This window comes from uncultured Alsobacter sp., assembly GCF_945952055.1.
Taxonomy (GTDB): domain Bacteria; phylum Pseudomonadota; class Alphaproteobacteria; order Rhizobiales; family Beijerinckiaceae; genus Alsobacter.
Genome location: NZ_CAMFHB010000004.1, coordinates 150,633 through 170,402, shown reverse-complemented (window position 1 = coordinate 170,402; position 19,770 = coordinate 150,633). Strand labels below are relative to the sequence as shown.

The window sequence follows — 19,770 nt, the reverse complement described above, 5'->3', positions numbered from 1 at the left end:
GGTTTCGTGTTGCTTTGAAACTCTGCGTCGTCCTATGCGGTCGTTGCGCAGCCCGCACAATCTCTCCGCCGTCATCCCCGGGCTTGGCCCGGGGACCCACGACTTTGCCTGAGCCGTCCCAAGTCGTGGGTGCCCGGGCCAAGCCCGGGCATGACGGCGGAGGGGGTGACGCGAGCCCCGACCACGTTTCACGTCCTCTCGACGGCCGCAGGCCGCGTCTCGGAGGACGAACCATCCCCCGGCAGTGCCCCCGGCGCGTCGCCGATCGTCCAGCCCCCGTCGACGGGGATGTTGGCCCCCGTGATGTAGGCCGCGGCGTCGGTGCACAGGAACGCCACCGCGCCCGCCACGTCGTCCGGCGTGCCGGGGCGGGCGAGGGGGATCTTGGCCGTCACCGCCCGGCGGAAGTCCGGGTCGGCGTAGCGCGCCGCGTTCCTCTCGATCTGGATGGCACCGGGCGAGACGACGTTCATCGTCACCCCGCGGGGACCCACCTCGCGGGCGATGGAGCGCAGCGCGGTGAACTGCGCGCTCTTCATGGCGGCATAGGCCAGCGCCTCGGCGCGGGGGCGGGCCGCCATGACGCTGCCGGTGGCAACCACGCGGCCCCAGCCGCGCTCGGCCATAGCGGGCACGAAGCCCTGGGTGAGCGCGATGAGGGACAGCAGGTTCGCCGAGACATGCGCGCCGACTTCGGCCTCCGTCAGTGCCGTCCAGGCGGCGCGGCGCTCGATAGCGGCATTGGCGATGAGGACGTCGATGGGGCCATGCCGATCGAGCACGGCGCCGGCGAGTGCCGTGGCGGCGCCGGCCCGCGTGAAGTCGGCCTCGAACACCGGCGCCCCGCCGACGGCGCGGGCCGAGGCGGCGGCTCCCTCGGGGTCGCCGAAATGGTGCAGCACCAGCGTCGCGCCGAGCTCGTGCAGCGCGAGCGCGATGGCCCGGCCGATGCCGGAGCTGGCGCCCGTGACGAAGGCGCGCCGTCCCGCGAGGGAGAACCGCCCGGCGGTCATGGCGCGGCCTCGCCCTTGAGCTTGCGGCCTGCCACTTCGAAGGAGGCGATGTCGGCGGCGGCGTAGTGCCTGGCCACGCATTGCTCGGCGAGATCGGCGTCGCCGGCCTCGATCGCGTCGTAGAGCGCGACGTGCCGGGCGATGGTCGCCTGCCAGTCGGCCTTGGTGCGGTTGGCGCGGCGCGAGAAGAGGTCGGAGACCTCGCGCTGCACCGAGCGCATGCCCTCCATCTGCACCCTGATCATCGAATTGCCGGTGGCGATCGCGAGGCCCATGTGGAAGAGCACGTCCGCCTCGGTGAACAGGGTCGGGTCGCCGAGCCCCGTGCGCATCTCGTCGAGCGCCAGCTGCATGGCCGCGAGGCCCGCCTTCTCGCGGCGCTGCGCGGCAAGGCGCGCGATGCCGGTCTCGATCACGCGGCGCATCTCGTTGGCCTCGCGCAGCCGCGTCAGGCTGGAGCGCACGGCGTAGCCGTAGATCTTTTCCAGCGCGTCGCCGTTCAGCGCCTTGGCGCGGGCCACCTTGCCCTGCTGGGTCAGCACGAGGCCGGCTGCGGTGAGCTGGCGCAGCGCCTCGCGCGCGATGGGCTTGGAGACGCCGAATTCCTTCGCGATCTCGCCCTCGGAGGGCAGAGCCTCGCCCGGCGCGATGCGGCCGTCGAAGAGGGCGGCGGCGATGGCGTCCGACACCGTGTCGGCGAGCCGCGAGGGGCTCGCGGGCTGCGCGGCGAAGACGGACTTGCGGGCAGGCTCAGCGGACATTGGCATTCCGGTGCTTGGGCATTCCGGGACACGGGCGATCGCGGTGAGGATGGCACGCTCCCGCAAACCTAGCAACTAAGTTTCTCAGTTGCCAAGCAACGAAGTTCCGCGCTAGTCCTTGTCCCGCGAAACCGTCCCATGACGGGCAAGACCGAGGGAGGCCAGGACGTGACAGATCCGGCGGCGAGCGGGGCAGGGCTCCGCATCACGGACGTCATCGCGCATCCGCTTTGCCAGACGCTGCCCACGCCCACGGTCACCTCCTGGGGCGCCTACACCGACGTGTCGATCTGCCTCGTCGAGGTGCGCACGGAGGCGGGCATCACCGGCGTCGGCGAGGCGCTCGCCCGCTTCTCGCCGCGCGCCTATGCCGACGTCATCGAGACGTCGCTGAAGCCCCGCCTGATCGGGCAGGACGCCTCCGCCATCACGGCGCTGTGGCAGTCCATGCGCCGGGCGCTCTCGGGCCGGTCCGGCGGCATGCTGTTCGAGGCCATCGCCGGCGTCGACATCGCGCTGTGGGACATCCTCGGCAAGGCCGCGAACATGCCCATCCACCGCCTGCTCGGCGGCATGGGCCGCACCCACGTGCCGGTCTACGCGGCCTCTGTGAACTGGGGCTCGGACGCCGCCATGGAGGCGGAACTGGTGCGCTATCTCGAGGCCGGCTTCCCGCGCATCAAGGTCAAGATGGCGAACCCCGTGCGCGACGCCTGCCGCCGCATCGAGCTTTTGCGCAGGCGGGCCGGCGACGCGGTCGATCTCTGCGTGGACGCCAACTGGGCCTACACCCTGGAGGAGGCGGTCGAGGTCGGCCGCGCGCTCACCGCCAACGGCTATTTCTGGTTCGAGGAGCCGCTGCGCCCCGAGGACGAGGACGGCTACGTCGAGCTGCGCAAGCGCTGCGACACGCCGCTCGCCGCCGGCGAAAGCAACTACACGCTCGACCAGGCCATGCGCCTCGTCCAGTCGCGCACGCTGGCCTATCTGCAGCCCGACGTGGCGCGGGCCGGCGGCATCTCCGAGACGCGCCGCATGGCCGAGTTCGCCGCCGCCCACGACGTGCGCTACGCCCCGCACATCGGCATGTCCGGCATCGTCTGCGAGGCCGCGAGCGTGCAGCTCGCCGCCGCCATGCCGAACGTGAAGGCCATGGAATGCGAGACCGACGGCAGTCCCTTCAAGTGCTGGATCACGGGCGCGAAGCCCGGCATCGAGCGCCAGAAGAACGGGTTGTTCGAGGTGCCCACGGGGCCTGGCCTCGGCATCGAGATCGACTGGGACGCCGTGAAGCGTCTGCGGGTCCAGTAGGGAGAGCCACGCGGTGACACACGATCCAGCCATGGCGGAGGCGTTGCGACAGGCGCTGCTCAGGGCCAATCCGGACCTCAGCCGCTTCGACCCGCTGCCCCGCATCATCTCGCACGACGACTTTTCGCGCGGCCATTGCGGCTGGTCGCAGCTCGTCGGCAACTACGAGGACGATCTCGACGCCATGCTGGCGGGCTATGCCCAGCACACCAGCGCCATGCTCTCCACGCTCGCCCACTGGGAGGCGGGCTCGCACGGCGGCATGGACTCGTCCTACGCCCTGAAGCTCGCGACACGGCCGAGGGCGGGCGCCCAGAACGTCACCATCAAGCGCCACACCTTCAGGAAGCGCGGGCCGATCCGGTTCGAAGCCTACGTCACCTTCAAGCCCGAGGCCAACGAGCTGCGCCTCAGCGAGACGGACGTGCGGGCGGTGGGCTTCGCCTTCGACCTGCAGGGCGGCGACCGCGACGGCGCGAACGACCGGGTGATGCCGCACCTGAAATTCCTGAACGCCAAGGACGGCGAGCACGTCCAGAAGTGGCAGTTCAAGACCAAGACGACGCCCTTCACCACGTTCGGCAGCGCCAAGACGGTGAGCCACTACCACCTCTCGCCCGAGGGCTGGGTGGACCTCGCCGATGGCGGGCAGCGGCTCTGCTACAACGAGATCCCGACCAAGGTGAACTGGACCTATATCTGCTTCGACTTCGACCTGGAGACGATGCAGGCCACCGGTTTCCGCTGCAACGACCGGGTGTTCGACGTGTCGGGCTTCGACTCGATCCGCATCCCGGGCATGAAGAACCTGTGGTGCATGCTGAACTTCCTGTTCTTCGTCGAGACGGACGTCGACAAGCGCGCCTTCCTCTACATCGACTCGGTCTGCATCTCGGGGGACTTCTGATGCTGCCCGAAAACATCACCTCCATCGTCGCCCGCAACGAGCGCTGGACCGGCGAGGCGGCGAGCGAACCGCACGAGGCCGGCTGGGCCCATGAGGCGGTGATCTTCGTGCGCTCCCTCAAGGACCCCAAGGGCCCCCAGCCCCAGGTCCGCGCCGAGATCTCGCCCGACGGCATGCGCTGGGTGCCCGAGGGCACCGCGGTGGCCATGCCCACCGCCCGCGACGGCATCGCCGTGCTGCGCATCCGCCACTTCGGCAACTGGCTGCGCGTGGCGGCGAGCTTCCCCGAGGGCTCGGAAAACACCGTGCTGGTGACGATGCACCTCAAGGCCTGACGCTGCAAAGTCGTTGATGGCCGGGCCAGGCCCGGCCAGGCCGGTTGAGAGGTCGCGCCTCTCTCTCCGCCGTCATCCCCGGGCTTGGCCCGGGGACCCACGACGTCACGTCACTCCCGCCATTGCCGTCACGTTCACGCCGTGGCAAGCCTTGCCCATGCCGAGCCCGTACATCCTCTTCGCGATGGTGATCCAGCTCCTCCCGGTGCTGTACCTGCTCATCGCCTCGCCGGCCTTCCTGCTGGTGAAGCTCGAGATCCCGCAGGTGGCCCGGCTGCTGCGCGTGATGTTCCACGGCTACTTCTACGCCCTCATCGCCACCGGCACGGTGGGCACCATCGCCGTGCTCCTCGGGGGGCACTGGGCCGCCGCTTTCGCCTTCGCGCTCGTCCCCGCCGCCGCGCTTCTCTGGCGCCGCTGGCTGCTCGGCCGCATGGACGCGGCCATCGCGGCCGGCGCGCCTGCCGTCCTGCGTCGCCTCCACTGGGCGGGCATGGCCGCCAACGCCGCCTGCCTCGCCGCCCTGCTGGTCATCGTGCCGCGAGTCTCCGGCCCCCTGTGACGACAGTCAGTCGTGGATGCCCGGGCCGAAGCCCGGGCAGGACGGAGGAGAGATTGCGCCCCACTCTCCGCCGTCATCCCCGGCTTGGCCCGGGGACCCACGACTTTCTCGAAGCGGCGAGCCGCGCTACACGAGGCCTCCTCGCCCGGAGCCCCGCATGCCCCACCCCGACCTCGCCGCCCTCGACACGCCATCGCTCCTGCTCGACGAAGAGAGGATGCTCGCCAACATCGAGCGCCTGCGCGCCCGCATGGACCGGCTTGGCGTGGGCCTGCGCCCGCATCTCAAGACCTGCAAGTCGGTGGACGTGGCCAGGCGCCAGCTCGCGGGCGCCGTGGGCGCCACGGTGTCCACCCTGCGCGAAGCTGAGGTGTTCTTCCGCGAGGGCGGCATCCGCGACATCCTCTATGCCGTGGGCATCGCGCCCCAGAAGGTCGCCCGGGCGGCGGCCCTGCGGGCCGAGGGCTGCGACCTCACCGTGATCCTCGACAGCCTGCCCCAGGCGGAGGCGGTGCTGGCCGCCCCAGGCGGGGCCATTCCCACCCTGATCGAGATCGACAGCGACGGCCATCGCGGCGGTCTCGCGCCGGACGACCCGCGCATCGTGGAGATCGGCCGGCGCCTGCACGCGAAAGGCGCCCTGCGCGGCGTCGTCACCCATGCGGGCGAGAGCTATGGCGTCGTTGGGCCCCCGGCCCATGCCGCCTTCGCCGAGCGCGAGCGCCTTGCCGCGGTCACGGCGGCAGACCAGCTTCGCGCCGCTGGCCTGCCGTGCCCGATCGTCAGCGTCGGCTCCACGCCCACCGCCCACGGCGCCGACACCCTCGACGGCGTCACCGAGGTGCGCGCCGGCGTCTACGTGTTCTTCGACCTCGTGATGGCCGGTATCGGCGCCTGCACGCAGGACGACGTCGCGCTCTCGGTGCTCGCCACCGTCATCGGCCACCAGGAGGAGCGCGGCTGGATCCTGGTCGACGCGGGCTGGATGGCCATGTCGCGCGACCGGGGCACGGCCGTCCAGGCCGTGGACCATGGCTACGGCCTCGTCTGCGACGAGGACGGGCGCGTCTATCCCGACCTCATCGTCAAGGCCGCGAACCAGGAGCACGGCACCATCGCGTTGCGCCCCGGCAGCACGGCGTCGCTGCCGCGATTGCCGGTCGGCGCGCGTGTGCGCATCCTGCCCAACCACGCCTGCGCCACCGGGGCGCAGTTTCCGGCCTACACCGTGATCCCGGCGAAGGCCGGCGAGCCCCTGCGGACCTGGCCGCGCTTCGGCGGCTGGTGAGCCCGTCGCGGCGGCCTCACGTCCGGAACAGGCGACCTTTGTCCGTCAGCGCCATCACCAGCAGGCAGGCGATGCCCATCAGCGCCTGGCCGGTGGTGAGCGGCACGATGGTCCCGTCGAAGGCCTGGCCGACGAAGTAGGCGAGGGTGGAGGCGAGCAGGGTGGTGTAGGAGCCGATCAGCGAGGAGGCCGTGCCGGCCTGGGCGCCCTGCGGCTCCATCGCGAGCGCGTTGACGTTGCCGAAGACGAGCCCCACCACGAACACCATGCAGGCCATCACCGGCAGGGCCACGGCGGCCTGCGCGACGCCGAGCCGGGCCAGGATCCCCAGCGTCACGGCCAGCGCCACATAGGCGATCACCGCGCTGTGGACGATGCGGCGCATGCCGAGCCGGCCCACCAGCCGCGAGTTCACGAAGGACGAGGCCGACATGGCGAGCGCCAGCGCGGCGAAGGCCAGCGGGAACATCGTCCCTAGGCCGAAGAGCTCGGCCAGGATCTGCTGCGACGACAGCAGGAACGAGAACGTGGCGCCGAACATGAGCCCGCCGGCCGTGGCATAGCCCACGGTCTGGCGCTGCCGCAGCACCGCGGCGAAGGAGTGGGCGATGCTGCGCGGGTCGAGCGCGCGGCGCTGCTCCGGCTTCATCGTCTCGGGCAGCCGCAGGAAGACCCACAGCGCCAGCGCGACGCCGTAGACCGCCAGGAAGCCGAAGATCGCGCGCCAGGAGGCGCCGAGCATGATCACCTGCCCGATGGACGGGGCCAGGATCGGCACCGCCATGAAGATCGTCATGGCCAGCGACACCACGCTCGCCATCCGCCGGCCGCTGTAGCAGTCGCGCACGATCGAGGTGGTGATGACCCGCGGCACGGCCGACACCAGCCCCTGGACGAAGCGCGCCAGCAGCAGGAGCGAGAAGGTGGGCGCCGAGGCGGCGATGAGCGCCGTGAGCACGTAGACCGCGATGCCGATCACCAGCACGGTCTTGCGCCCGTAGCGGTCGGAGATCGTGCCGATGAAGACCTGGCCGAGGCCGAAGCCCCACATGTAGGCACCGATCACGACCTGCCGGTCGTTGTCGTGGGCCACGCCGAGCACCCGGCCGATCTCCGGCAGGGCCGGCAGCATGATGTCGACGGCCAGTGCGTTGAGGGCCATGAGCGCCGCCGTCATCGCGACGAACTCGGCAAAGCCCATGGGGGCATGGGCCGGCGGCGGCGTGGGAGTCGCGGACATGAAGGGGAAGGCTCCTGGGCCTCCGCCGCCGGCCATGCCGGGGGTGGCGGACGCGCAATGCAATGAGGGATCGGCTGGCGACGCGGGATGAGAACGGTTTCGGGGTCGGGGCTCTTTAGCGCGTTTCGCGCCGGCGGTCTTGCTGAGGCTCGGCCATAACGGCGCGAACGGCCGGGGAGTTGCAGGGCCTCGGCCGTCACGACCGCGCGAGCCATCCGGCGTGCGCCTCGGCGCTCGTGCCAGAACTCTCAATCTGGAGTAGTATTCCGGCTGCCTTCCCCCGGTCCCGCAGTCGTCTGGAGTCGTTCCGATGGCCGTCGATCCGTTGCAGGCCTGGATGCTCCCGCTCACGGCGGGCTGGCGCGCGAGCGAGGCGTGGTGGGGCGTCCTCGGCCAGGGCGAGGCGCGGGAGCCTCCCGCCTTCGCCACCGACAACGAGATCGTCCTCGACCTGCCCACCCTGCGCCTCAGGCGCTTCGCCCGCGGCATGCCCGCGGCACGGGGCGGCCGGCGCGCCCGGGCCGAGGCGCCGGGGCCGCCCGTGCTGATCGTGGGGCCCTATGCGCTCCACCATGCCTCCATCGTCGATCTCGCGCCCGGGCACTCCATCGTCGAGCGCCTGCTGGCGGAAGGACTGCCCGAGGTCTGGGTGGCCGAATGGCGGTCGGCGACGCCCGCCATGGCCGGCTTCGGCATCGACAGCTGCCTCGCCGACCTTCTCGTCGTCGTCGACGACCTCGGCGGCAGGGCGGCGCTGGTGGGCATCTGCCAGGGCGGCTGGCTGTCGCTCGCCTTCGCGGCCCGCTTTGCGGCGAAGGTGGCCTCGCTCGTGCTCGCCGGCGCGCCGGTCGACTACGACGCGGCCCCGTCCTTCCTGGTCGAGGCGGCCCGGGCGACGCCGCCCGCCGTCGTGGACGCCCTCGTGGCGGCGGGAGGAGGGCGGGCCCTCTCGCACCACCTGCTCGCCTCTTGGGGGATCGCCGCGCTCGACGAGGCCGGGATGAAGGCGATCCTGCAGTCCCGCGGGTCGCCCCCGGCCGCGCTGGCCGACCGGCTGCAGGCCTGGAACGGCTGGGCGGTGGACCTGCCGGGGCGCTATTTCACCGAAGTGTTCGAGAAGCTGTTCCGCGGCAACGCGCTGGCGACGGGCCACTTCACCGCGCTGGGGCGCACGGCGGACCTGCGCGCGGTCCTGGGGCCCGTGTGCCTGCTGGCGGGACGTCGCGACGCGATCGCGCCGCCCGGGCAGGTCCTGGCCGTCCGTCATCTCGTGGGAACGCCGGCGCACGACATGCTCGTCCTTCAGGCGGACTGCGACCATCTTCCGCTCTTTCTCGGACGGGACAGCCTGGCGGGGGCCTGGGCGCGCATCGCGCGCTGGCTGCAGGGCCACGAGGGGCCACACGCCTGAGGCCCGTTCGCCTGTCTCGGCCCACGCACGGGGTCGCAAGGGCGCGCGCACCTGGAACCGCCAGGCTCGTGGCGCATTGGAGCCGTACAAACCGGCAACCCACACTTGCAAAGACGGGAGATCCCGAATGTCCGACGACGCCTTGCTGTCTCTCCATACCGCGCTGGTCGACGTGCGCGAGGGCTATCGCACCGCCATCGAGAAGGCGGAGGACCCCGCCGTCCTCGCCGAGCTCCGGACGGTGGACGGTCTGCACGCCACCGCGCATGCCGACCTGGACAGGATCCTCGCCGCGCGCGGCGACAGGCCGGACGAGGACGGCTCGCTGATGGGCACCGTACACAAGACGGTCATCACGGCGAGGGCGGCGATCGTCGGTCTCGGCGAGGGCTCCCTGGATTCCTTCGCGAGCGGCGAAGAAAACACGCTCGAAAGCTATGATGACGCTTTGCGTTCCGAACAAGATCCGACGGTGAAGGCGACGCTGAGCCAGCATCGCAGCGCGCTCGCGGCACAAGTCGCCAAGATGAAGACCGTCGCCGCCCGGTCTTCGTGATCGGTTGAGCTTGCGCGGCAGGGCCGCGATGGGTCGTCCATGGTGAACGATCCATGAAGCCGCGTGTCAGGTCCCCGTCAGTGCCGGCCCCCTAGGATCGGCATCAAAAGGGAGACACGTCATGGCTCAACGCTTCACCACCGTCGCTGCCCGCATCGCGCTGTCTGTCGCACTCGCCGGCATTCCTGCAGTCACCGCCGTTCTCGGCTCCAGCTCCGGCGCCCTTGCCGCCGGCGGCGAAGGCCATGGCGGAGGCAACGGGGGTGGCAATGGCGGTGGTAACGGCGGTGGGAACGGGGGCGGAAACGGTGGCGGCAACGGCGGCGGCCATGGCAATGGCGGCGGCAGCTCCGCCGGCAATGCCTCCGAGTCCCGCGGCCATTCGTCGGACGCCCGCGGCAGTGCCGCGACGGCGGGCGAGTCGCGCGGTCGGTCCGGCTCCGCGCCCGGAACGGCCCATGTCGCGGCACCCTGGGATGGCCTGTTCGGCGTGTTCGGCAAGAGCCACGCCAGGCAGGATCATGCGACCCGGGACCGCTCGACGCGGGAGCAGTCGACCCGCTCGCGCAACGACGACACCCGCACGGGACGCAGCGCCACGGCGTCCCGCTCGTCCACGGAGACGGAAGACCGGAACCGCGACCGGAGCCGGCAGACGTTCGCGTCGGCCGCCTCGCTCGGGCGCCTGAACGCCTCCCACGCCTCGCCGATGGCCCTGAGGAACGCGGCGCCGAACTCGGCGGTGGGCCGCATCGCGGCCTATCTCGACGCCCTGTCCGGCTTCTCGAAGGCCCAGTCGGCGCTCTCCTCGGCGATGTCCGACCTGTCGAAGGCCGAGAAGTCCCTCGCCGCGGCGCAGAAGGCGAACGACCCCGTGGCGATCGCGGCGGCGACCGCCGCCGTCGCCGCCGCGCAGCAGGCGATCGACGATGCCAGGAAGGCGCTGGCCGAGGTGAAGCCGGAAGATCTCGACGCCGCCGCCGCGGCCCTGGCCGCCGCGGCCAACAAGGAGATCACTGCCGGCGTCGTCCAGCAGGTGAACGCCAATCTCGGCATCGACATGGACAAGAAGACCGCGGCCGACCTCGCGGAATCCGCCGAGGCGATCCGCAGCGGCGACGTGACGGCCGCCACCACGACGACGACGGTGACCGCCGTCGGCACGAGCACCGCCGGGACCACGACGACCACCGTCGTCAGCCCCTGATCGTGGCCGCGTCTGGCCCGGCCACCAACGGCTTCAGAGCGGTTCCGTCACAGTCGTAGGCGTCCGGGCTGCGTGTCGCTAGGCCGCCTTGCCGACCCCGCCCGCGAGCAGGTGGCAGGCCGCGAGGCGACCCGGCATGGGCGCCACGAGGCCCGGTTGCTCGACGGCGCAGCGCGGTCCCGCATGGGGGCAGCGCGTGTGGAACGCGCAGCCGGTGGGCGGCGCCAGCGGAGAGGGGATCTCGCCCGCGATCGGCTTGAACTCGGCGAGGTCGGCGTCGCTGGTCACGAGCCGGGGCACGCTCGCGAGAAGCGCCTGCGTGTAGGGGTGCTGCGGGGTCTCGTAGACCGACAGCGTCGGGCCGAGTTCGACGATGCGGCCCAGATACATGATCGCCACGCGCTCGCTGATGTGGCGCACCACGCCCAGGTCGTGGCTGATGAAGAGGTAGGTGAGCCCGAGCTCGCGCTTCAGCTTGAGCAACAGGTTGACGATCTGCGCCTGGATCGAGACGTCGAGCGACGCGACCGGCTCGTCGCAGACGAGCACCTCGGGCTGCATGGCGAGCGCCCGGGCGATGGCGACGCGCTGGCGCTGGCCGCCCGAGAACTGGTGCGGATACCGGCTGGCATAACTGGGATCGAGCCCCACGAGGTCGAGCCATTGCGCGGCGTAGTCCCGCGCCTTGGCGGGCGTCACGAGGCCGTGGGCGATGGGCCCTTCGGCGAGCGTCTCGCCGATGGTGATGCGCGGGTTCAGGGACGCAAACGGGTCCTGGAAGACGGTCTGGATCCGCGTCGTCAGCTTGCCGCCCGCCGCGTCCATCACCGGCGCGCCGGCGAGCCGGACCGTGCCGGCGGTCGGCTTCATGATGCCGGCGGCGATGCGCCCGAGCGTCGATTTCCCGCAGCCCGATTCGCCCACCAGCCCGAGCGTCTCGCCCTTGCCGATGGCGAGCGTCACGTCGCGCACGGCCTGGACGCTGCGCGTCTCGACGTCGCCGCCGATCGCGGCCGCGATGCGGTCGCCCAGCGACAGGCGGGGGTCGAAGCGCTTCACGACCCCGTCGAGTGTCATGATCGGGTCGCTCATGCCGCAACTCCCCTCGGGTGGTGGCAGCGCCATGTGCGCCCGTCGGCCTGGGACACCGCCGGCATCTCGCGGCAGACGTCCGTCGCGAAGCCGCAGCGCGGCGCGAAGGGGCATCCGGGCGGCAGCGACAGCAGCGAGGGTGTCGAGCCGGGGATCTGCGGAAGGTCCACGCCGGGCGGGTTGCGGCTCGGCACGCTGTCGAGGAGCCCCAGCGTGTAGGGATGGCGCGGCGAGCGCAGGATGGTGCGGGTCGGGCCGCTCTCGACCACCCGGCCGGCATACATCACGAGGATGTCGTCGGCGAGGCTCGAGACGGTGGCGAGGTCGTGGGTGATCCAGATCACCGCGGTGCCGGAGGTGCGCACCAGTTCGCGCATCTCGTGGATGATCTGCGCCTGCACCGACACGTCGAGCGCGGTGGTCGGCTCGTCGGCGATGACGAGGGCGGGGCGGTGCAGGAGCGCGATGGCGATCGCCACCCGCTGGCGCATGCCGCCCGACAGCTGGTGGGGATAGGAGCGCAGGCGCGAGGCCGGGTCCGGGATGCCGACCCGCCCCAGCGCGTCGAGCGCCAGGGACAGGCCCGCCTTGTCGGAGAGCGCCTCGTGCGCCTTGACGACGAGCAGCATCTGCTCGCCGACGGTCAGCACGGGGTTGAGCGTCGCGGTGGCGTCCTGGAACACCATCGAGATGCGCCGGCCCCGGATCGCGCGCAGGCGGTCCTGTGGCAGCGTGACGAGGTCCTGGCCCTCGAAGCGGATCGAACCGCCCACCACGCGGCCCGGCGGATCGACCAGCCCGAGGAGCGAATAGCCGGTGACGGACTTGCCCGAGCCGGATTCGCCGACGAGCCCCACCACCTGGCCGGGCCGCACGGAGAAGGAGACGCCGTCCACCGCCTTCACCACGCCGGCGCGGGTGAAGAAGTGGGTCGCCAGGTTCTCGACCTCGAGGAGGGCGCTCATCGCTTCAGCCTCGGATTGAACTGGTCGCGCACCTGGTCGCCCACGAGGTTGATGGCGACGATGAGGACGATCAGCGCGACGCCCGGGTAGATCGAGATCCAGTAGCGACCGGACATCATGTACTGGAAGCCGTTGGAGATGAGCATGCCCAGCGAGGGCTCCGTCACGGGCAGCCCGAGCCCGAGGAAGGAGAGGGTGGCCTCCAGCGAGATCGCGTTGGCGATCTGCACCGTCGCCACCACGATCAGCGGCGGCATGACGTTGGGCAGGATGTGGCGGAAGACGATCCGCCGGCCGGACAGCGGGATGGCGAGCGCCGCCTCGACATAGTCCTTGCGCCGCTCGGCAGAGGCGGCGCCGTAGGCGGTGCGGGCGAAATAGGCGTACTGGGCCGCCACCAGGGCGGCGGTGAGCTGCGTCTTGCCCTGGCCGAGCAGCGCCACCAGCACGAGCGCCAGCAGGATCGCGGGGAAGGAGAGCTGCAGGTCGACGACCCGCATGATCGCCGTCTCGATCCGCCCGCCGGCATAGGCGGCGACGATGCCCAGCGTGCCGCCGATGACGAGGGAGACGAGGCCGGCCGCGAGCCCCATCTGGATCGAGATGCGCAGGCCGTAGAGGATGGCGGAATAGAGGTCGCGGCCCTGGGCATCGGTGCCCAGCCAGTGGACGTAGCCCCCGGAGCCCACGTAGCCCGGGGGCCGGCGGGCATCCATCAGGCTCAAGGTGCCGATGTCGTAGGGGTTCTGCGGCGTGATCCAGGGTGCCAGCACGGCGGCCAGCACGATGAGCACGACCACGGCGAGGGCCAGGACGGCGGTGCGGTTCTCGCAGAACTCGCGCCAGGCGCCGGCGAAGGGAGAAGCGGACGTCATGAGCGCTCTCCCGGCCGCAGGCGTGGATCGAGCAGCGCGTAGACGAGGTCGACCGCCACGTTGATGGTGACGAAGAGCGCCGCCACCAGCACGAGGTAGGCGACCATCACCGGCCGGTCGAGCGAGTTGATGCTGTCGATGATGAGCTTGCCGACGCCCGGCCACGAGAAGATCGTCTCGGTGACGACGGCGAAGGCGAGGGTGGAGCCGAACTCGAGCCCGAACACGGTGACGATCGGGATGGAGATGAGCTTCAGGACGTGCCGGCGCAGGATGGTGGCGTCGGACAGGCCGGCGGCGCGCGCGAATTTCACCGTGTCGGTGAGCATCAGTTCGCGCGTGCCGGCCCGCGACAGGCGCACCATCATCGCGAACTTGAACAGGGCGAGGTTGAAGGCCGGCAGCAGCAGGTGCTTCCAGCCATTGAGCGTCAGCACGCTCCACTCGACCCCGAACACGCTGACGGTGTCGCCGCGTCCGCCGGCCGGCAGCATGCCGCCCCAAACGGCGAAGGTGAGAATGAGCAGCAGCCCGATCCAGAAGGTCGGCACCGAAAAGCCCAGGATCGACGCGGTCATGATGGCCTTGGCAGCGGGGCTCTCGGGCCGGTAGCCGGCATAGATGCCCAGCGGCACGCCGATCAGGGTGGCACCGATCACGGCGACGAGGGTGAGCTCGAGGGTCGCCGGCAGGCGGCTCATGATGAGCTGGACCACCGGCATGCCGAACACGAAGGAGCGCCCGAGGTCGCCGCGCAGCAGGTTGCCGATGAAGATGAAGTATTGCTCCCACAGCGGCTTGTCCAAGCCGTAGCGGGCGATCGCCTGGGCGCGGATGTCCTGCGTCGCGTCGGGCGAGATGATCACGTCGATCGGGTTGCCGATCGCATAGACGCCGACGAAGACGAGCGCCGACATGGCCAGCATGACGAGCAAGGCCTGCAGCAGACGCTGGATGATGAATCCGAGCATGGCGCTCCGGGGGTGGTGAATGGAAGGGGCTCGGGGACGTAGGCTCCCGTTCACCCAGGCTGCATCTCTCAAGCGTCATGGCCGGGCTTGGCCCGGCCACCCACGACTTGAGGACGGCCCCGGCAAAGTCGTGGATGCCCGGGCCAAGCCCGGGCAGGACGGTTTGGGGGGCAGGTATCGGGCGCCCCCTGTGGGGCGCCCGGCGTCGTGACCTACTTCGCCGGCACCACGTCCATGGCGAGGCTGTCCTCGTCGGAGCGCGTGCGGACCATCTTCACCTTGTCCTTGCGCAGCGCCCAGGCCGACGACACCGCGGCGAGCGGGATCAGCGGCTTGTCCTTGATGGACAGTTCGTTGGCGTCCTCGAGCAGCTTGCGGCGCTTGGCCTCGTCCATCTCGACCGCCGCGGCCTGCAGCATCTTGTCCATCTCGGGGTTGAGATAGCCGCGCCAGTTGAACGCGCCGAGCTTCAGGTTCGGGGCGTTGGAGTGCATCAGCGAGGAGAGCGTGTAGTTGGCCTCGCCCGTCAGCGTGCCCCAGCCCGACATCACGAAGGACAGGTCGCCGCGGGTGCGGGCCGGGAACAGCACGGCGCCCGGCTGGGCGTTGGCCACCACCTCGATGCCGATGCGCGCCAGCATCTGGGCGATCGCGGTGCCCACCGCGCGGTCGCCCGGCAGGCGATCGTTGGTGAAGCTGAACGTCACCTTGAAGCCGTCCTTGAAACCGGCCGCGGCGAGGAGCTCCTTGGCCTTGTTCAGGTCGGGCTTGGTGACCGGGATCTTGTCGTTGTAGCCGAAGATGCCGGGCGTCACGAGCTGGCTCGCGGGCTTGCCCAGGCCTTCCATGGCCACCTCGGCCAGCGCCGCCTTGTCGATGGCCAGGTCGACCGCGTCACGCACGCGCTGGTCGCGGAAGGGGTTGGCCGGCAGCGCCGAGCCGTCCTTAGCCGTGATCTGCGGCGGCTTCTCGCGCATGTCGAACTCGGCGTAGAACACGTAGACCGTGTCGCCCTTCACGATCGCCAGCGTGTTGTCCCGCTCCAGCGTGGGCACGTCGGCGGCGGGCGCGCGCACGATCATGTCGACCTGACCGGCGCGCAGCTGCGCCACGCGGGCCGCATCGTTCGGCAGCTCCTTGCGCACCACCTTCTGCCAGGGCTGGGCGCCGCCCCAGTAGCCGTCGAAGCGATCGAGAACGAGCTGCTCCTTGGGCGTCCACGAGACGAACTTGTAGGGGCCGGTGCCGATGGCGGCCTTGCCGGTGTTGAACGCCTCGTTGGCGTTGTCCTTGGTCAGGCCGGCGGCGGCCTTCGAGGACACGATGAACAGGCGGATGAAATCGTTCGGCAGATTCGGCGCCGGGCCGTCCGTCACGATGTGCAGCGTGTGGGGATCGACGATCTTCGTCTCCTTCACGCGGCGGACGTAGATGGTCGTCGGGTTCGGGCCGGAGACGGTCGGGATGCGCTCGATCGAGAACTTCACGTCCTCGGCGGTGAAGTCCGAGCCGTCGTGGAACTTCACGCCCTTGCGCAGCTTGAACTCCCAGGTCGTGTCGTTCAGCGGCTTCCAGCTCTCGGCCAGCCGCGGCTCGAGCTGCAGCTTGTCGCCCGACCACACCAGCGTGTCGAACACGTGCTTGAGCGCCTCGGCGTGGGTGCCCGACGCCGTGAAGTGCGGGTCGATCGACTCGGGGCCGGCGCGGGTGCCGACGGTGAGCGTCTGGGCGAGCACGCCGCTGGCGCCGGCGAGGATCGTGGTGGACAACACTGCGGCCGCAAGCGTCCGCGTCAACACGTGGTGCATGGACTTCATCTCCCGGGTTTCGGGCCGCCCGCCGCAGGTTGGGGGCCAGGCCCATGCCTGTCCCGTCCGCGATCCGTCGACGACGATATCCCAACCTTGACCACGGTCGGCCGACCCGTCAAGTTCCATATGGGACCAGTTTGACCGGCAGGAGCGCGGCGCATCGTCATGGCGGCGGATGGGAAGGGCAGGTTGGCGATGCCGCCCGTACCGGGGCGACCGGAGGATTTCGACGGCCACGGCATCGACGTGGTCACGCAGGCCCGCCTGTGGGAAAACCCGTCCTGGTTCGCCTTCCGCTTCAACTACCTGTCGCTGCGCTATAACATCCCGCTCTACGGCTCGATCGAGCAGCGCTACGGCCTCGTGCGGCCGCAGGTGGCCGTCATCTATTCGCTGGGCCTGCGGGACCAGGTGACGGCCCGGGACATCGGCATTTCCTACGGCTTCCCGAAGAACACGCTCTCCCGCGCGATCGTGTCGCTGGAGAAGCGCGGCCTCATCACCCGCCAGCGCCACCCCACCGACAAGCGCAGCTGGCTCCTGAGCCTCACGCCCGAGGGTCGCAAGCTTTTCGTGGACACGCTGCCGCGCTTCGTCCACGTGCAGGACGAGATGCTGAAGCCCCTGACGCCGAAGGAGCGCGAGACGCTCTCGGTGCTGCTCGCCAAGATCGTCCTCGCCACCTTCTCCTGGCCCGCCGAGGGCGTGCCGGGCCTGCCGCCCTTCCCGGACGACGCGAATTCGGAGCCTGCCGCCCATGACGCATCCGCAGCCTGATCCCGGCCCCGTGCTCCTCATCCACGGGGGCGCCGGGGCGATCCAGAAGGGCGACGCCTCGCCCGAGCGCGAGGCAGCCATCCGGGCGGACCTGCGCCGCGCGCTCGCCGCTGGCTGGGAGATCCTCGACCGGGGTGGGCCTTCCCTGGACGCCGTCGAAGCCGCCGTGCGCGTGATGGAGGACAGCCCGTTCTTCAACGCCGGCCACGGCGCGGCGCTGACGAGCGAGGGCACCATCGAGCACGACAGCTCGATCATGGACGGGCGCAACCGCGCCGCCGGCGCGGTGTCCTGCACGACCCGCATCCGCAATCCCGTGAGCGCCGCCCGCGCGGTCATGGAGCGCACCCCCCACGTGATGCTGACGGCCGCCGGCGCCGAGCAGTTCGCCCGGGAGCAGGGGCTGCCGATCGTGGCCCCCTGGTACTTCTTCACGCCCGAGCGGCAGGCGGCGCTGGAGCGCGTCCAGGCGGCCAAGAAGGCCAAGGCCGCGGCCTCCGAGAAAGACAGCCACGGCACCGTGGGCGCCGTCGCCCGCGACAAGGCGGGTCACCTCGCGGCCGCCACCTCGACGGGCGGTTACGCCGACAAGATGGTCGGCCGCGTGGGCGACAGCCCCATCATCGGCGCCGGCACCTACGCCAACGACGCGACGGTCGCCTTCTCCGGCACCGGACAGGGCGAGATCTTCATCCGCTGCGTCATCGGCCACCGCATCTCCTGCCTCATGGAGCTGAAGGGAATGACCCTGGAGGCCGCCAGCGCCCAGGCCCTCGAGGAGCTCGGCGCCATGGGCGGCACGGGCGGCTTCATCGCGGTGGGCGCGGACGGCTCGGCCATCCTGCCCCACAACACCCCCGGCATGTACCGCGGCATCGCACGCGGCGGCCGCATGGCCGTCGCCATCTTCGGCGACGACCGGCTCGATGCCTGACCTTTGGGCCTGATCTCTGGCCTGATTCCTGGAAGGAGGACCGCGGGATGCAGATCCGCGACATGAACTGGATGCAGGTCGAGGCCTGGCTGCGGTCCGACGACCGTTGTGTCCTGCCGATCGGCTCCACCGAGCAGCACGGCTATCTCTCGCTGGCGGTGGACTCGATCCTGGCCGAGAAGGTCGCGACCGAAGCGGCCGAGCCGCTCGGCGTGCCGGTGTTCCCGGTGATGCCCTACGGCATCGCGCCCTACTTCGCGACCTACCCGGGCAGCATCACGCTGCGGGTCGAGACGCTGCTCGCCGTGGTGCGCGACGTGGTGGATTCGCTGCGGCGGGTGGGCTTCCGGCGCTTCCTCATCGTCAACGGGCACGGCGGCAACCAGCCGGTCGCGGCGCTGGCCGGCGACATGATGGTCGACCACCCCGAGCTCTCCATCAAGTTCCACAGCTGGTGGAACGCGCCGCGCGCCTGGGCCAAGGTCCAGGCCATCGACACGACGGGCTCGCATGCCAACTGGATGGAGAACTTCCCCTGGACGCGGCTCGCCAACATCGCGATGCCGCAGGGAGACAAGCCTCCGTTCGACCGCGAACTGATGCGCGTGTCCTCGCCGCCCGGCGTCCGCGAGATCCTGGGCGATGGCGTGTTCGGTGGCTCCTACCAGAAGCCGGACGACGTGATGCTCGACCTGTGGGCGACGGGTGTCGCCGAGACTCGTGAACAGCTGGAGGGCCCATGGCCGACCCGATCCTGATCTGGGGCGCCGGCGCCATCGGCGGCACCATCGGCGCCTACTGGGCGCGCGCCGGCCACGACGTGCTGCTCGTCGACATCGACGCCGACCACGTCGCGGCGATGAACGCGTCCGGCCTTGCCATCGAGGGGCCCGTCGAGGAATTCCGTCAGCCCGTCCGTGCCGTCGGTCCCGCCGATGTGAAGGGGCGCTTCCGCCGCGTCGTGCTCGCCGTGAAAGCGCACCATACGGAAGCGGCCGCCCAGCAGCTGCTGCCGCACCTCGCCGACGACGGCTACGTCCTGTCCGCCCAGAACGGCCTCAACGAGCTGGTGCTGGCCAAGGTCGTCGGCGCGGAACGGACGATGGGCTGCTTCGTGAATTTCGGCGCGGACTATCTTGGTCCCGGCCGGATCATCCGGGGCAACCGCGCTGCCGTGGTGGTCGGCGAGCTCGATGGGAGCATGACCGACCGGGTCCGCGAGATGCACGCGCTGCTGCGGCAGTTCGAGCCGGACGCCGTCCTCACCGACGACATCTTCGCCTATCTGTGGGGCAAGCTCGGTTACGGCGCGCTGCTGTTCGGCACCGCGCTCACCAACGAGTCGATCGCCGACGCGCTCGCCTCGGCGCGCCACCTGCCGGTCTACAAGGCGCTGGGCAACGAGGTCATGGCGGTCGCAGCCGCCAAGGGCGTCAAGCCCATGGGCTTCAACGGCTTCGATCCGGCCGCGTTCGCACCCGGCGGGGACCCCGTCGCGCTGCAGGCCTCCATCGACGCCATGGTCACCTTCAACCGCGGCTCGGCCAAGACCCACTCCGGCATCTGGCGTGACCTCGCGGTGCGCAAGCGCCGCACCGAGATCGACGCCCAGATCGGTATCATCGCCACCATCGGCAAGGAGGTCGGCGTGCCGACGCCGGCGCTGGAGCGGCTCGTGTTCCTGATCCACGAGATCGAGGAGGGCAGGCGTCCCCTGGCGTGGGAGACGCTCGACGCGATGCTGGTCGCGTGAT

General features: G+C 70.7%; 20 protein-coding genes. 12 read left to right on the top strand and 8 right to left on the bottom strand.

Going from position 1 to position 19,770, the window contains the following annotated elements:
* Positions 1-188: 188 nt before the first annotated feature.
* Together Q0Q47_RS04920 and Q0Q47_RS04915 are read right to left on the bottom strand one after the other, a co-directional pair.
* Positions 189-1,013, bottom strand: coding sequence for an SDR family oxidoreductase (locus Q0Q47_RS04920; protein WP_293855238.1), 825 nt, complete (start codon positions 1,011-1,013; stop codon positions 189-191).
* Positions 1,010-1,774, bottom strand: coding sequence for a FadR/GntR family transcriptional regulator (locus Q0Q47_RS04915; protein ID WP_293855235.1), 765 nt, complete (start codon positions 1,772-1,774; stop codon positions 1,010-1,012). The genes Q0Q47_RS04920 and Q0Q47_RS04915 overlap by 4 nt, the downstream gene beginning before the upstream one ends.
* A gap of 138 nt (positions 1,775-1,912) precedes the next feature.
* On the opposite strand from Q0Q47_RS04915, the gene Q0Q47_RS04910 reads away from it, so the two are divergent.
* From Q0Q47_RS04910 to Q0Q47_RS04890, 5 genes are all read left to right on the top strand, one after another.
* Positions 1,913-3,085, top strand: coding sequence for a mandelate racemase/muconate lactonizing enzyme family protein (locus Q0Q47_RS04910; protein WP_293855232.1), 1,173 nt, complete (start codon positions 1,913-1,915; stop codon positions 3,083-3,085).
* Between the two features lie 43 nt (positions 3,086-3,128).
* The gene (locus tag Q0Q47_RS04905; protein WP_293855397.1) at positions 3,129-3,992 is read left to right on the top strand and encodes a DUF6772 family protein; all 864 of its coding nucleotides are present in this window, start codon (positions 3,129-3,131) and stop codon (positions 3,990-3,992) included.
* A complete protein-coding gene (locus tag Q0Q47_RS04900) occupies positions 3,992-4,327 on the top strand; it encodes a hypothetical protein (protein WP_293855229.1) in 336 nt (111 codons plus the stop codon). The genes Q0Q47_RS04905 and Q0Q47_RS04900 overlap by 1 nt, the downstream gene beginning before the upstream one ends.
* Positions 4,328-4,484: 157 nt before the next feature.
* On the top strand, positions 4,485-4,889 hold the full coding sequence (locus tag Q0Q47_RS04895; RefSeq protein WP_293855226.1) for a hypothetical protein: 405 nt from the start codon (positions 4,485-4,487) through the stop codon (positions 4,887-4,889).
* A gap of 157 nt (positions 4,890-5,046) precedes the next feature.
* Positions 5,047-6,177 (top strand): DSD1 family PLP-dependent enzyme, encoded by a 1,131-nt coding sequence (locus Q0Q47_RS04890; RefSeq protein ID WP_293855223.1) that lies wholly within the window; start codon positions 5,047-5,049, stop codon positions 6,175-6,177.
* A 16-nt stretch (positions 6,178-6,193) separates the two neighbouring features.
* Here Q0Q47_RS04890 and Q0Q47_RS04885 read toward each other — a convergent pair whose 3' ends face one another.
* Complete coding sequence (locus Q0Q47_RS04885) at positions 6,194-7,417, bottom strand: multidrug effflux MFS transporter (protein ID WP_293855220.1); 1,224 nt, start codon at positions 7,415-7,417, stop codon at positions 6,194-6,196.
* 310 nt (positions 7,418-7,727) lie between these two features.
* Here Q0Q47_RS04885 and Q0Q47_RS04880 point away from each other — a divergent pair, with 310 nt between their 5' ends.
* From Q0Q47_RS04880 to Q0Q47_RS04870, 3 genes are all read left to right on the top strand, one after another.
* Entirely contained in the window at positions 7,728-8,828 is a 1,101-nt protein-coding gene (locus Q0Q47_RS04880) for an alpha/beta fold hydrolase (RefSeq protein WP_293855217.1), read from the top strand.
* A gap of 127 nt (positions 8,829-8,955) precedes the next feature.
* Complete coding sequence (locus Q0Q47_RS04875) at positions 8,956-9,384, top strand: DUF2383 domain-containing protein (RefSeq protein WP_293855213.1); 429 nt, start codon at positions 8,956-8,958, stop codon at positions 9,382-9,384.
* Positions 9,385-9,505: 121 nt separating this feature from the next.
* Positions 9,506-10,591 carry a hypothetical protein gene (locus tag Q0Q47_RS04870; RefSeq protein WP_293855210.1) on the top strand — a complete coding sequence of 362 codons (1,086 nt, stop codon included), beginning with the start codon at positions 9,506-9,508 and terminating at the stop codon, positions 10,589-10,591.
* A 78-nt stretch (positions 10,592-10,669) separates the two neighbouring features.
* On the opposite strand, the gene Q0Q47_RS04865 is transcribed toward Q0Q47_RS04870, so the two are convergent.
* The 5 genes from Q0Q47_RS04865 to Q0Q47_RS04845 form a co-directional block, all read right to left on the bottom strand.
* Positions 10,670-11,683, bottom strand: coding sequence for an ABC transporter ATP-binding protein (locus Q0Q47_RS04865; RefSeq protein WP_293855207.1), 1,014 nt, complete (start codon positions 11,681-11,683; stop codon positions 10,670-10,672).
* The gene (locus Q0Q47_RS04860; protein WP_293855204.1) at positions 11,680-12,648 is read right to left on the bottom strand and encodes an ABC transporter ATP-binding protein; all 969 of its coding nucleotides are present in this window, start codon (positions 12,646-12,648) and stop codon (positions 11,680-11,682) included. The genes Q0Q47_RS04865 and Q0Q47_RS04860 overlap by 4 nt, the downstream gene beginning before the upstream one ends.
* Positions 12,645-13,523: an ABC transporter permease gene (locus Q0Q47_RS04855; protein WP_293855201.1), complete on the bottom strand. Its 879-nt coding sequence runs from the start codon at positions 13,521-13,523 to the stop codon at positions 12,645-12,647. The genes Q0Q47_RS04860 and Q0Q47_RS04855 overlap by 4 nt, the downstream gene beginning before the upstream one ends.
* A complete protein-coding gene (locus tag Q0Q47_RS04850) occupies positions 13,520-14,494 on the bottom strand; it encodes an ABC transporter permease (RefSeq protein ID WP_293855198.1) in 975 nt (324 codons plus the stop codon). Before Q0Q47_RS04850 ends, Q0Q47_RS04855 begins: the two co-directional genes overlap by 4 nt.
* 212 nt (positions 14,495-14,706) lie before the next feature.
* Entirely contained in the window at positions 14,707-16,302 is a 1,596-nt protein-coding gene (locus Q0Q47_RS04845; RefSeq protein WP_293855195.1) for an ABC transporter substrate-binding protein, read from the bottom strand.
* Between the two features lie 198 nt (positions 16,303-16,500).
* Here Q0Q47_RS04845 and Q0Q47_RS04840 point away from each other — a divergent pair, with 198 nt between their 5' ends.
* The 4 genes from Q0Q47_RS04840 to Q0Q47_RS04825 are packed head-to-tail and all read left to right on the top strand — an operon-like array spanning position 16,501 to position 19,769.
* Positions 16,501-17,082 carry a MarR family winged helix-turn-helix transcriptional regulator gene (locus tag Q0Q47_RS04840; RefSeq protein ID WP_293855192.1) on the top strand — a complete coding sequence of 194 codons (582 nt, stop codon included), beginning with the start codon at positions 16,501-16,503 and terminating at the stop codon, positions 17,080-17,082.
* Complete coding sequence (locus tag Q0Q47_RS04835) at positions 17,063-18,016, top strand: isoaspartyl peptidase/L-asparaginase family protein (protein WP_293855189.1); 954 nt, start codon at positions 17,063-17,065, stop codon at positions 18,014-18,016. The genes Q0Q47_RS04840 and Q0Q47_RS04835 overlap by 20 nt, the downstream gene beginning before the upstream one ends.
* 47 nt (positions 18,017-18,063) lie before the next feature.
* Positions 18,064-18,774 carry a creatininase family protein gene (locus Q0Q47_RS04830; RefSeq protein ID WP_293855186.1) on the top strand — a complete coding sequence of 237 codons (711 nt, stop codon included), beginning with the start codon at positions 18,064-18,066 and terminating at the stop codon, positions 18,772-18,774.
* A complete protein-coding gene (locus Q0Q47_RS04825) occupies positions 18,756-19,769 on the top strand; it encodes a ketopantoate reductase family protein (RefSeq protein WP_293855183.1) in 1,014 nt (337 codons plus the stop codon). Before Q0Q47_RS04830 ends, Q0Q47_RS04825 begins: the two co-directional genes overlap by 19 nt.
* Position 19,770 lies beyond the last annotated feature (1 nt).

Bases quoted from the DNA above. Each gene is read 5' to 3' on its own strand.
- Q0Q47_RS04825 (WP_293855183.1), top strand. From the start codon at position 18,756: ATGGCCGACCCGATCCTGATCTGGGGCGCCGGCGCCATCGGCGGCACC.
- Q0Q47_RS04870 (WP_293855210.1), top strand. From the start codon at position 9,506: ATGGCTCAACGCTTCACCACCGTCGCTGCCCGCATCGCGCTGTCTGTC.
- Q0Q47_RS04875 (WP_293855213.1), top strand. From the start codon at position 8,956: ATGTCCGACGACGCCTTGCTGTCTCTCCATACCGCGCTGGTCGACGTG.
- Q0Q47_RS04845 (WP_293855195.1), bottom strand. From the start codon at position 16,302: ATGCACCACGTGTTGACGCGGACGCTTGCGGCCGCAGTGTTGTCCACC.
- Q0Q47_RS04880 (WP_293855217.1), top strand. From the start codon at position 7,728: ATGGCCGTCGATCCGTTGCAGGCCTGGATGCTCCCGCTCACGGCGGGC.
- Q0Q47_RS04840 (WP_293855192.1), top strand. From the start codon at position 16,501: ATGCCGCCCGTACCGGGGCGACCGGAGGATTTCGACGGCCACGGCATC.
- Q0Q47_RS04895 (WP_293855226.1), top strand. From the start codon at position 4,485: ATGCCGAGCCCGTACATCCTCTTCGCGATGGTGATCCAGCTCCTCCCG.
- Q0Q47_RS04890 (WP_293855223.1), top strand. From the start codon at position 5,047: ATGCCCCACCCCGACCTCGCCGCCCTCGACACGCCATCGCTCCTGCTC.
- Q0Q47_RS04920 (WP_293855238.1), bottom strand. From the start codon at position 1,013: ATGACCGCCGGGCGGTTCTCCCTCGCGGGACGGCGCGCCTTCGTCACG.
- Q0Q47_RS04900 (WP_293855229.1), top strand. From the start codon at position 3,992: ATGCTGCCCGAAAACATCACCTCCATCGTCGCCCGCAACGAGCGCTGG.
- Q0Q47_RS04915 (WP_293855235.1), bottom strand. From the start codon at position 1,774: ATGTCCGCTGAGCCTGCCCGCAAGTCCGTCTTCGCCGCGCAGCCCGCG.
- Q0Q47_RS04885 (WP_293855220.1), bottom strand. From the start codon at position 7,417: ATGTCCGCGACTCCCACGCCGCCGCCGGCCCATGCCCCCATGGGCTTT.
- Q0Q47_RS04860 (WP_293855204.1), bottom strand. From the start codon at position 12,648: ATGAGCGCCCTCCTCGAGGTCGAGAACCTGGCGACCCACTTCTTCACC.
- Q0Q47_RS04865 (WP_293855207.1), bottom strand. From the start codon at position 11,683: ATGAGCGACCCGATCATGACACTCGACGGGGTCGTGAAGCGCTTCGAC.
- Q0Q47_RS04850 (WP_293855198.1), bottom strand. From the start codon at position 14,494: ATGCTCGGATTCATCATCCAGCGTCTGCTGCAGGCCTTGCTCGTCATG.
- Q0Q47_RS04910 (WP_293855232.1), top strand. From the start codon at position 1,913: ATGACGGGCAAGACCGAGGGAGGCCAGGACGTGACAGATCCGGCGGCG.
- Q0Q47_RS04830 (WP_293855186.1), top strand. From the start codon at position 18,064: ATGCAGATCCGCGACATGAACTGGATGCAGGTCGAGGCCTGGCTGCGG.
- Q0Q47_RS04855 (WP_293855201.1), bottom strand. From the start codon at position 13,523: ATGACGTCCGCTTCTCCCTTCGCCGGCGCCTGGCGCGAGTTCTGCGAG.
- Q0Q47_RS04835 (WP_293855189.1), top strand. From the start codon at position 17,063: ATGACGCATCCGCAGCCTGATCCCGGCCCCGTGCTCCTCATCCACGGG.